This is a genomic window from Acidimicrobiia bacterium, assembly GCA_029210695.1.
Taxonomy (GTDB): domain Bacteria; phylum Actinomycetota; class Acidimicrobiia; order Spongiisociales; family JAHEDJ01; genus JAHEDJ01.
Genome location: JARGFH010000057.1, coordinates 1 through 11,160, shown reverse-complemented (window position 1 = coordinate 11,160; position 11,160 = coordinate 1). Strand labels below are relative to the sequence as shown.

General features: G+C 62.3%; 12 protein-coding genes. All 12 read right to left on the bottom strand.

Annotation, left to right across the window (positions count from 1 at the left end; genetic code table 11):
* Positions 1-278 precede the first annotated feature (278 nt).
* Entirely contained in the window at positions 279-653 is a 375-nt protein-coding gene (locus tag P1T08_15060) for a response regulator (protein MDF1597396.1), read from the bottom strand.
* A gap of 64 nt (positions 654-717) precedes the next feature.
* Positions 718-2,205, bottom strand: a complete 1,488-nt coding sequence (locus P1T08_15055) for an NADH-quinone oxidoreductase subunit N (protein MDF1597395.1) — start codon at positions 2,203-2,205, stop codon at positions 718-720.
* 3 nt (positions 2,206-2,208) lie between these two features.
* Positions 2,209-3,786: an NADH-quinone oxidoreductase subunit M gene (locus P1T08_15050; GenBank protein MDF1597394.1), complete on the bottom strand. Its 1,578-nt coding sequence runs from the start codon at positions 3,784-3,786 to the stop codon at positions 2,209-2,211.
* A 15-nt stretch (positions 3,787-3,801) separates the two neighbouring features.
* Positions 3,802-5,835, bottom strand: coding sequence for an NADH-quinone oxidoreductase subunit L (nuoL, locus tag P1T08_15045; GenBank protein MDF1597393.1), 2,034 nt, complete (start codon positions 5,833-5,835; stop codon positions 3,802-3,804).
* A gap of 1 nt (position 5,836) precedes the next feature.
* Positions 5,837-6,142, bottom strand: coding sequence for an NADH-quinone oxidoreductase subunit NuoK (gene nuoK / locus P1T08_15040; GenBank protein ID MDF1597392.1), 306 nt, complete (start codon positions 6,140-6,142; stop codon positions 5,837-5,839).
* Between the two features lie 82 nt (positions 6,143-6,224).
* Positions 6,225-6,764: an NADH-quinone oxidoreductase subunit J gene (locus P1T08_15035; GenBank protein ID MDF1597391.1), complete on the bottom strand. Its 540-nt coding sequence runs from the start codon at positions 6,762-6,764 to the stop codon at positions 6,225-6,227.
* 90 nt (positions 6,765-6,854) lie between these two features.
* A complete protein-coding gene (locus P1T08_15030) occupies positions 6,855-7,328 on the bottom strand; it encodes an NADH-quinone oxidoreductase subunit I (GenBank protein MDF1597390.1) in 474 nt (157 codons plus the stop codon).
* On the bottom strand, positions 7,328-8,332 hold the full coding sequence (gene nuoH / locus P1T08_15025; GenBank protein ID MDF1597389.1) for an NADH-quinone oxidoreductase subunit NuoH: 1,005 nt from the start codon (positions 8,330-8,332) through the stop codon (positions 7,328-7,330). Before nuoH ends, P1T08_15030 begins: the two co-directional genes overlap by 1 nt.
* Before the next feature lie 87 nt (positions 8,333-8,419).
* Positions 8,420-9,610 carry an NADH-quinone oxidoreductase subunit D 1 gene (locus P1T08_15020; protein MDF1597388.1) on the bottom strand — a complete coding sequence of 397 codons (1,191 nt, stop codon included), beginning with the start codon at positions 9,608-9,610 and terminating at the stop codon, positions 8,420-8,422.
* The gene (locus P1T08_15015) at positions 9,607-10,194 is read right to left on the bottom strand and encodes an NADH-quinone oxidoreductase subunit C (protein MDF1597387.1); all 588 of its coding nucleotides are present in this window, start codon (positions 10,192-10,194) and stop codon (positions 9,607-9,609) included. The genes P1T08_15020 and P1T08_15015 overlap by 4 nt, the downstream gene beginning before the upstream one ends.
* Positions 10,175-10,672, bottom strand: a complete 498-nt coding sequence (locus tag P1T08_15010) for an NADH-quinone oxidoreductase subunit B (protein ID MDF1597386.1) — start codon at positions 10,670-10,672, stop codon at positions 10,175-10,177. The genes P1T08_15015 and P1T08_15010 overlap by 20 nt, the downstream gene beginning before the upstream one ends.
* Positions 10,663-11,028 (bottom strand): NADH-quinone oxidoreductase subunit A, encoded by a 366-nt coding sequence (locus P1T08_15005; protein MDF1597385.1) that lies wholly within the window; start codon positions 11,026-11,028, stop codon positions 10,663-10,665. The genes P1T08_15010 and P1T08_15005 overlap by 10 nt, the downstream gene beginning before the upstream one ends.
* Positions 11,029-11,160: the final 132 nt, after the last annotated feature.

Sequence of the window (11,160 nt, the reverse complement as noted above, 5' to 3'; positions counted from 1 at the left end):
CGAGGTGGAGCCCCCTACCCCTCGCCTGTCGGCGAGCGGTACTTTCCCCCCAAAGGGGGGACCGAGAGCCCCCCTACCTCCACCTCCGCTACGCTCCGGCGCAGGGACCTTCCCCCCTGCAGGGGACCAACCCGCGACCCTCGACTCGAGGTGGAGCCCCCTACCCCTCGCCTGTCGGCGAGCGGTACTTTCCCCCCAAAGGGGGGACCGAGAGCCCCCCTACCTACGCCTTCGCTGCGCTCCGGCGCAGGGACCTTCTCCCCTCCGGGGGGACCGAGTTAGGCGGGGCCGGTGGCGCGGTCGATGGCTGCTACCAGGTCTCTCATGACGATTGGTTTCGTCACGTGGCCGTTCATGCCGGCGTCGAGGCAGGACTGGACCGTTGCCGCATCATCGTCGCCGCTCAGCGCCAGTATCGGAGGTTGGGTGATGCCCAGGCGGCGAATCTCTTGCGTCGCCTCGAATCCATCCATGACCGGCATCCGGAGATCCATCAGGATGAGGTCGAATGATCCAAACTGCACCGCAGCCACCGCCTCGTGTCCGTTATTCGCGGTCTCAACGGTATAGCCCTGCCTGGCCAGCGTGACGGACATCATTCGCTGAATAACCAGGTTGTCTTCAGCAAGGAGAATGGTCAAAGCTCCAGCCATGTCAGGACCTCGAGTGAGAAGCTGAGACCAGCCTAGGCCTCATGAGCCGGCGCCAAAGGGAACCCTAACCCGCCGCCAGCAGTTTGGTGGTCTGACTGAAGAAGTTGATGATGTCCGGGAAGAACCCGGCTACGAAGACCACCGCGGCCGAGAGGGCCAGCGCCAGGCGCAGCGACCCGATGACCGGCTGATCGTCGATCTCAATCATTTCGGGTGCCTCGTCCATCCAGATGGTCTTGACGACCCGTGCGTAGTAGTAGAAGGCGATAACTGCGTTCACAGCGGCGATCGCCGCCAGGAGACCGGTCCACACGCTCCCTCCACCGAGGGCCGAACTGAACATGACGAACTTGGCGTACCAACCGGCCAGGGGCGGGATCCCGGCCAGTGAGAAGAAGAACACGGCCGCCAGGAACCCCAATCCGGGTGAGTACCGTCCGAACCCGGCCCAACCATCGATGTCACCTGTGCGGGTGCGGCGCGCCCCGGCGATGACGACGGCAAACGCACCGAGATTCATGAAGGCGTAGATGATCAGATAGGTGATCGTTGCCGCGAACGCAGCCTCCAACGCGTCCGGGTCGTTCGATACGCCGGCCACCGCGAAGGGAACGAGCATGAACCCGGCCTGGGCAATCGAAGAATATGCGAGCAGCCGGACGATGTTCTGCTGCCGCAGCGCAGTGAGGTTGGCGACCGTCATCGAGAGGACGGCCATGATCCAGAGCGCCGGACCCCACACCGCCGAAGCTTCGGGCAGCGCCCGGTACGTGATGATCAGCAGACCGACGAATCCGGCCGCCTTCGAGGACACCGAGAGATAGGCGGTGATGGGCGTAGGAGCACCCTCATAGGTGTCCGGCGCCCAGAAGTGAAACGGCACGGCCGAGACCTTGAACGCGAAGCCGATCACCACGAACAGCACCGCCACGATGAACAGCGGTTCGCCCACCAACCCGGCCGACGCCTCCCGGATCCCGTCGAAGGTCACCTCACCGGTGGCGCCGTAGAGCAGCGACATGCCGTAGAGCATGATCGCCGCCGACAGCACGCCGAGCAGGAAGTACTTGAGCGACGCCTCATTGGACCGGGCATCCCCCTTGCGCCAACCGGCCAGCAGGAAGAGCGGTCCGGAGACCAGTTCGAGCCCGATGAACAGGATGATGAGATCGCGGGCCGAGGCCATCACGACCGACCCGAGGATCGACATCAGCAGGAGGAAGTAATACTCGCCCTGGTAGTAGCGGTCGGATTCGATGTATTGCACCGACATCAACAACACCAGGTAACCGGCGGCCACGAACAAGCCCTTGAGCACCAGGGCGAAGTCGTCGACCACATAGCTGCCGTCGAACATCGAGCGAGCCCCCACGTCGGACACGGCCAGCGTGATCAGCGGGAACGCGGCAAAGCCGACACCGAGCACCGCGGCGATCGCCGTCCAGTACTTGTTCTTCCTGGTCAGGACGAGGTCGAGGCTGAGCACCACCATCGCCGTTATCGCCAGGGTGATCTCAGGCGCCAGCGCCAGGTAGTCGATGTCGTAGCCCACCGGTCAGCCTCCAAAGGCAGTCTGGACGAGTGCCTGCACCGCGTCGGTGGTCGCCCCGAACACGATCTTCGGATACACGCCGATGGCGATGATTGTGACGATGAGCGGCACCCAGGCCGCCATCTCGAATTTGTCAACATCGTGGAATTCGTGCCCGTCCCACTCAGCGTTCGGTTCGCCGAGGTTCACCTTCTGGAGCATCCAGAGCAGATAGCCGGCGGTCAGTACCGTTCCGACCGCTCCGATCACCATGGCAGTGCGGAACAGCCCGATCGACAGACCTTCCAGCGGGTTATAAGCGCCGAGCAGCGACATGAATTCGCCCCAGAATCCGGCCAGTCCCGGCAGACCGAGGGAGGCCATCGCCGTGAACGCAAGGATGCCACCCAGCATCGGCATCAGCGACTGGTTGCCGCCGAGACGGCCCATGTCGCGGGTGTGATAACGATGGCTCATCGATCCGGCCAGGAAGAACAACAGACCGGTGATCACGCCGTGGGCAACCATGCCGATGATGGCGGCGTTGATGCCGACGTCGGTGAGGGTAGCGATGCCGAGCATCACGAAGCCCATGTGCCCGACCGAGGAGAAGGCGATGAGGCGCTTCATGTCGGTTTGGGCAAGACACGCCAGCGCACCGTAGATGATCCCGATAACCGCCAGAATCGCGATGATCGGCGCCCACTGCTTGGCCTGCTCTGGCAAGATCGGGATTGCGATCCGGATGAAGCCGTACGCGCCGAGCTTCAGCAGGATGGCCGCCAGCAACACAGAACCCACGGTCGGCGCCGCCGTGTGGGCGTCGGGCAGCCAGGTGTGGAACGGGAACATCGGAACCTTGACCGCGAAGCCGAGGAATAGGCCGGCGAAGATCCACCCGGCCACCGGCAGCATCGTCAGCTCAGGCGCTCGAGCGATGAGGGCCGGAATGTCGAACGTCCGACGGGCAACCGAGTCCGCCGAGTTGAAGTAGAGCGCCAGGAAACCCAGCAGCATGAACGCAGAGCCAAACAGGGTGAACAGGAAGAACTTGATCGCCGCATAGAGGCGCACCGACACCGTCTTGCCGAACACCGGGAGTTCCCGTTCGGACTTGTCACCCCAGATGCCGATCATGAAGTACATCGGCAACAGCACGAGTTCGAAGAAGATGAAGAACAGCACCAGATCGAGCGCCACGAACGTCCCGTTCATTCCGGTCAGGAGAACGAGCATCAGGGCCAGGAAGGCCCTCGGATTGCGCGGCTCCTCCCAGTGATTCCAGGAGTAGATGACCGACAACAGCGTCACGAACCCCGACAGCACGAGCAACGGGAGGCTGATGCCGTCGATCCCAACGTGGTAGTAAGCGCCGATCGCCGAGATCCACGACTCATTCACCTCATACTGGAACGACTTGGCGGCGCCGTAGTCGAAATTGGCGGCTGCCACGACGCTTAGAACCAGCACGATGGCCGTCGTGATCAGCGATATCCACTTATGGCTCTCTTCTTGCTCCCGCGGGAGGAGCATCAAGAGCAGGGCCCCCACCAGCGGGAGGAACACGATGAGGCTCAAGCCCCAGGTGTCAAACCACTCCATTGACTCTTCCTCCTCTTACCTGAATAGCACGAAACCGATTACGAACATCACTGCTGCACCGACAAACACCGACGCGTACTGCTGAAGCTGGCCCGTTTGCAGGCGGCGCAGCCGTTCACCGCTACCCCCGGAACCATACGCCAGAGCATTGAATCCCAGGTCTATGCCGCGCTGATCGAGCCCACCGTAGACGAGGTGGGCGAGACCGGAGGTCACGAACCCCACCGTGTTGACCATACCGTCGATGATGTAGTCATTGATCCAGTTGATCGCGTTGGCGAACGGCGCCTTGATCAACCAGACCAAACCGAGCGCGGCGTCGTCCATGTAGTACTTGCGACGCAGCAAGGGATAGAGCACGGGAATCTCGAACTTGTCCCGTTCCTGTTGGGTTGCCCTGTCCTTTGCGTACAGAGCGAGGCCGGCGAGGATTCCGAGCGCCGCGGCACCCAGGCCGATGGCAGCCATCCCCCAGTCCGGGGCCGTGGGGTGGTGATCGCCCATCACGACCTCACGCATACCGAGCCAGGTGGTGAAGTTGCCGGTGCTACCGAACTCCACTCCGGGGATGTTGAGGAAGCCGATGATGGCGGCCGGGACGGCGAGGGTGATCAACGGGACGGTCATGATCGGCTTCGACTCGTGGGGATGTCCGTGACCCTTGTAGGTGCCCCAGAACGTGAGCGTGACGGCCCTGGTCATGTAGAAGGCGGTCACGAACGCTCCGGCGATGGCGATCCACATGACGGCGGTGTACCCCTCATGGCCGAGGGTGACGAGGATCTCGTCCTTCGACCAGAAACCGGCGAACGGGAGGATGCCGGCCAGGGCCAGCGATCCGATCAGGAACGTCCAGTAAGTGCGCGGCATCACTTTGCGCAGTCCGCCCATGTCGGACATGTTGTTCGAGTGGACGGCGTGGATGACCGATCCGGCGCCGAGGAAGAGCAGTGCTTTGAAGAACGCGTGAGTGAAGAGGTGGAACACACCGGCGGTGTATCCACCTGCGGCGACGGCGGTCATCATGTAGCCGAGTTGGGACACGGTCGAATAGGCGAGCACCTTCTTGATGTCGTCTGCGACGAGTGCCAGTAATCCCATTGCGAACAGCGTGATGGCCCCGATCGCCACCATCCACGGCCGGATGTCTTCGGCGAGGTTCTGATAGAGCGGGAACGTCCGTGCCATGAGATATATACCGGCCGTCACCATGGTGGCGGCGTGCATGAGGGCCGACACGGGAGTCGGGCCGGCCATGGCGTCCGGCAGCCAGATGTGGAAGGGGAACTGCGCGCTCTTTCCCATCGCCCCGAAGAACAGCAGGGCGCCAATCATGCCTGCCACGAGGGCAAGATCGTCGGCGTGCTCGACGGCCGCCCGGGAGAGTTCGCTGAATCGGAACGTGCCGAGTGTGGCGCCGACCATGATGGCGCCGATGATCAACCCGACGTCGGCCACCTTGTTGGCATAGAAGGCCTTCATGCCGGCAGATGAGTTCTCCTTCTTCTCCCAGTAATGGCCGATGAGCAGGTAGGAGGCCAGACCGACGCCCTCCCAGCCGATGATCAGTTGCACAAGGTTCGGTGCACCGACGAGCACGAGCATCGAACCGGCGAAGATCGTGAAGGCGGCGAAGAACCAGGTGACCCGGACGTCTCCCTCCATGTAGCCGACCGCGTAGATGAAGATCACGAGACCGACGAACGAGACGACGAAGTACATCATGATCGACAACCCGTCGACCACCCAGCCGAGTTCCAAGACCAGGTCACTGCCGATCTCGGCGATCACCACGGCGCCCTCGTAGACGACCCCTTTGGTGATATTGAGGACGAAGAGGATCGTCGACCAGACCGTGTTGAACGCCAGCATGGCGATGGCGATCTCCGCCCCGAGGTACTTCATCCGCTTGCCGAAGAAGATGATGCCGAGCACCGCGATCCACGGCAGCACCAGCATGATCCAGGCGTACTCGCCGAAGAAGCCGCCCGTCCCGGCGACGATCTCGTGGACTTCTTCTTCTGCGGCGGCAAGCAGGAAGTTCGTCATGTCACCACTTCATCAGGTTGAACTCGTCGACATTGGCAGTTGCCCGGTTGCGGAAGATCAGCAGCACGATCGCCAGGCCGATGCCGACCTCGGCGGCAGCCACGGTGATGATGAAGATGGCAAACACCTGGCCGGTCGCCAGGCTGTCGCGAATCATCGCCTCGAAGGCGATCAGGTTGATGTTCACGGCGTTGAGCATCAGTTCAATCGCCAGCAACACGAGGACGGCATTGCGGCGGGCCAGCAGGCCGTAGACCCCCAGCGAGAACAGCAGGGCGGCCAGAATGAGAATAGGAACGAGGGTCATTGCGAGCCCTCCGGGCTCGTGTCGCGAGTCGCAAGTCGCGAGTCGCGAGTCTCTCGCCACTCGGTGAGCGCAGCGAACCGATTCATACCCGTTCCTCCGCCTCGAGCGGGGTGGCGTCCTTGCGGGCCACCGTGATACCGCCGATCAGGGCGGCCAGCAGCACGAACGAGACGATCTCGAACGGCAGCACGAACCGGCCGAGGATCGACTCCCCGAGCAGTTCGGTGGAGGTCGGAACGCCGATGTCCTCGAGGGCAGTCGAGCCGAAGAAGTCGATCGATACCCACGACATCAGCAGGAAGAGCGCACCCGACACGACTGCGGCGATGCCGCGGCGGTCGTTGTCGAGGGTGGCGTCGTACCCGATCGGCGCCCTGGTGATCATGATGCCGAACAAGAAGAGAACGATCACCGCTCCGATATACACCAGCACCAGTACCCAGGCGACGAACTCGGCAGAAAGCAGCAGAAACAGCACCGCCGTGCCCGCCAGGGTGGCGACCAGGTAGAGAGCGGCGTGCACCACGTTGCGCGACGTCACGACCCGCAACGCCGAGAAGGCAACCGCCACGCCGACGACCAGGAAGACCCAATTCTCAGGATGCAATAACCAGTCACTCATGTGTTCGTCCCATTTGGAATTGGGCAATTGGCAATTGGCCCCCTGGTTTCAGCGGAGCGCGGAGCCAATTGCCAATTGCCAATTGCCTGCTCATGATTCCAGTCCCGGGGCTTCCGGCACCGTCTTCAGCCAATCCTGGAGACGGTCCTTGTCGTGCATCATTGCGCCCATCTTGTGCTCCGAGTACTCGTACTCCGGAGTCCAGAACAGGGCGTCGAATGGACAGACCTCGACGCAGATGCCGCAGTACATGCAGAGGGCGTAGTCGATGTCGAACCGGTCGAGCGTTGCGCGTTTCTTGACCCGTCCGCCCGGCTGGGAGGGGGGCTGCTCTTCCTTGTGCCCTTCGATGTAGATGCACCAGTCCGGGCACTGCCGGGCGCACAGCATGCAGACCGTGCATGCGTCCTGATCGAGGGCGATCACGCCGCGGGCACGCGGCACGGGCGTTTCTTTCACGACCGGGTAGTTCACCGTGACGGGCTTGGAGAACAGGGTCTTGAGCGTCACCCACAATCCGGTCAGCAATCCCGAGCCGAAGAAGTTGGGAAGGCGGAGGCGCATCAGAACACCACCTTGAAGACGCCGGTCACTGCGATGTTGGCGAGCGACACCGGAATCAACCACTTCCAGGCGAAAGTCTGGAGTTGGTCCTCGCGCAGTCGTGGGAACGTCCAGCGGAACCAGATCATCAAGAAGGCCAGGAAGAAGATCTTCACGACCAGAACCACCGGGCCCCAGATGGCCGGGTCGAGGCCGGGGAAGTGATACCCGCCGAGGAACAAGGTGGCGGCGATGGCGGACATCGAGAACATGCTGGCGTACTCACCGAGGAAGAAGAACAAGAACCGGAAGCCGGTGTACTCGGTGACGAACCCCATCACCAGTTCCGACTCGGCCACCGGGAGGTCGAAGGGAATGCGGCTCAGTTCCGCCAGGGCGGCGGTCATGAATACCAGGAATCCGACAAACTGGACGGCCACGTAGGGCACCGTGATCGTACCGAACACCTCGAACGAGGCTTGTGCTTCGACGATTCCCACCATCGACATCGTTCCCGCCTGAATGACGACGCCGACGACTGCCAGCACCAGCGGCAACTCGTAGGCGATGAGCTGCCCGGCGGCCCGCAGCCCGCCCATGAGCGAGTACTTGTTGGCGGATGACCATCCGGCCATCAGCACGCCGATCGTGCTGATCGACGAAATGGCCAGCACGTAGAAAACTCCCAGGTCGAGGTCGCGGACGATCAAGGTGGGCGAGAAGGGAATGACGACAAACAGAGCAACCGTCGACAACAACACCAGGGCCGGGGCCCACCGGAACACCTGCCGGTCGGCATCTTCGGGAATGATGTCTTCCTTCTGAAAGAACTTGATGCCGTCTGCGATGAGCTGCGCCCACCCGAAGCGGCCACCGGCGAAATACGGCCCGATGCGGGACTGCATGTGTGCCGAGATCTTCAACTCGGCCGTACCGATGATGAGCGCGCTCACGGGAACCAGGGCGCCGATGGCGGCCAGCTTGAGCGCCAGGAGGATCCAGAAGTTGGAGAGGAGGTCAGACACGGCGTGACCCCCTTACGGGTGTCACGTTGGAGTTTCGGGCCCGAGCCCGAAACTCCAGCGGCCCACGAGCGAAGCGAGAGGGCCGCGTCATCTGTCCACATCCCCTAGGACGAAGTCCAGGCTTCCCATGATCGCCACGATGTCGGGGATCAGGATTCTCTCGAGGATGTGCGGGAGAATCGAGATGTTGTTGAACGAGGCCGAGCGGATCTTCACCCGGTAGGGAACCTGACCGCCCTCGGAGATGACGTGATAGCCCATCTCCCCCTTCGGGTTCTCGGCGCGCACGTAGGTCTCGCCCTTCGGCACCTTGATGACGCGGGGAACCTTGGCCTGGAGCGGTCCCGAGGGGATCTGATCGACCGCCTGCTTGATCATCCTGGCCGATTCGCGAATCTCGACGAGCCGGACCCACCAGCGATCCCAGCAGTCCCCCGTTTCGGTGACGGCCGTTTTGAAATCGAGCTGGTCGTAAGGCAAGTAGTCGGACTTCTTGCGGAGATCGAAGTCGACACCGGAGGCGCGCAGGTTCGGGCCGGTCACGCCGTAGGCCATCGCCACCTCGGGGGGGAGAATCCCGACGCCCTTGGTCCTGGCCAGCAACACCTCATTTCCGGCGATGAGGTCTTCGAGCTCATCGGAGGTCGACAGGACCCGATCCATGGCGTCGCGGGTGTCCTCGAGAAAGCCTTTGGGCAGGTCCTGGATGAGCTTCTTCTGACTGGGCCCCGCACCGGCGGCCGGCTTGACGCCTCCGATCCGGTTGAAGTTCGGGTGGAACCGTCCACCGGTGACGCCTTCGATGAGATCGAGTACCCGCTCCCGCTCCCGGAGGGCAAACATGAGCGGGGTGGAGGCACCGAGTTCGAGCGGATATGAGCCCATGAACATGAGGTGGCTCGACAACCTGGTCAGCTCGGTGAGGATCAGGCGGATGTACTGGGCTCGCTCCGGCACTTCGAGCCCCATGATCCGCTCGACGGCGACCAGGAAGGGGATTTCGTTGGCGTATCCGGATACCCACTCGATCCTGTTGATCAAAGTGATGATCTGCGGATACGTGCGGACCTCGCTTATCTTCTCGTATCCCCGATGCATGTAGCCGATGACGGGCTGAACGTCGAAAACCTGCTCACCGTCGACCTTGGCCACGAGGCGGAGCACACCGTGGGTCGACGGGTGCTGCGGACCGATGTTGAGCGTCATGTCCGGCGTTTCGAGTTCGATCGCCACAGCCGCCTCGGAGAGATGGTGGAGAACGCTGGGATCAAGCATCATGCGTCCGGGTTCTCGAAGCTCGGGGCATCCGCAGCGGCCGACTCCGGCATGTCTTCGACGTCCACCGTCCCCGGCCACGGCTTCACTTCGCGGCTGATCAACGGGTAGGACTTCTTGAGAGGATGACCGACGAAGTCGGAGGTGAGATAGAGCTTGATCAGGTTCGGGTGACCGACGAAATCGATCTCGAACATCTCGGCCGCCTCACGCTCGTGCCAGTTGGCGCCCGGATAGACATCTGCGACCGAATCGATCGAGGGATCGTCCTTGGGCAGGTCGGTGCTCAGCACCACGATTTGTCCGTCGGAGACGTTCGATACGGCGCACATGACCTCGTAGCGCTCCTCCACCTCTTCGGCCGGGGGATCACCAACTGCGACGTCGTTCATCCAGTCAACGGCCGACAGCCAGGAGAACAAGGGCAGGAGGGCGATGTCGCGGGCGGCGGTCACAGCCTCGACCCAGCGTTCACGCTCGACCCTGACCTTGACCGTACCGAGCTCTGAGGAGTGGGAGGTTGCTCCGACCGCCTCGGCTACCGAGGCGGCGAAATCCTCGATGGACTCAAGCCGGCTGTTCGTCACGATGTGTCCATTTGTCCTGGAGGTTTTCGTTCTGGATCTTCTTCTGCAACAACACGATGGCTTCCATGAGCGCTTCGGGGCGGGGAGGACAACCGGGGACGTATACATCGACCGGGATGATCTGATCCACCCCCTTCGTCACGGAGTAGGAGTCCCAGTAGGGGCCGCCACTGTTCGAACACGATCCCATCGAGATCACGTATTTGGGATCGGGCATCTGGTCGTAGATGCGCTTGACCGCAGGGGCCATCTTGTCGGTCAATGTGCCGGCCACGACCATGAGGTCGGCCTGGCGGGGCGAAGCCGGCATCGGGATGATCCCAAAGCGCATCATGTCGTAGCGGGGCCCGGCTGCGGCCAGCATCTCAACGGAGCAGCAGGCCAGTCCAAACTGGAAGAGCCAAAGTGAGTACTTGCGGCCCCAGTTCAGCAGGAAGGTTGCCGGCTTCGGCATCCCGAACTTCTCGATTATTCCCACCGAAGGACTCCCTTGCGGATGGCGAAGATCAATCCCATCAGAAGGATCCAGATGAAGATCAGCATCTCGACGAGACCGAACATGCCGAGGTCCTCGAGCTTTATCGCCCACGGGAAGATGAACACGGCTTCTACATCGAAGATGACAAACAGCAGGCCGAAGACGTAGTAGCGGACGTAGGACTGGTGCCATCCTTCGCCGACGGGGTCGACGCCGCATTCGTAGGTCTTCAGCTTGGCGGGTGAGGGGTTGGAGGGGCGGAGGAGAGCGGCCACCCCCAGCATCACGATGACGAGAACCACGCCGAGCGCCGCGAATGAGCCCACGGTGATGTAGTCCTGAAAATACGAGCTCACGCCGTCTCCGCTCTCCCTCGTGAAACGAGGACGGGTGCCCTCGGATCGGCTCGGAGTCTAGTGGTCCGTCGCGGATTTGGTGACTTGGTCTCCTGCCGGACGATCCCCGCTGTGGCAGGGTTCGTGGCACTG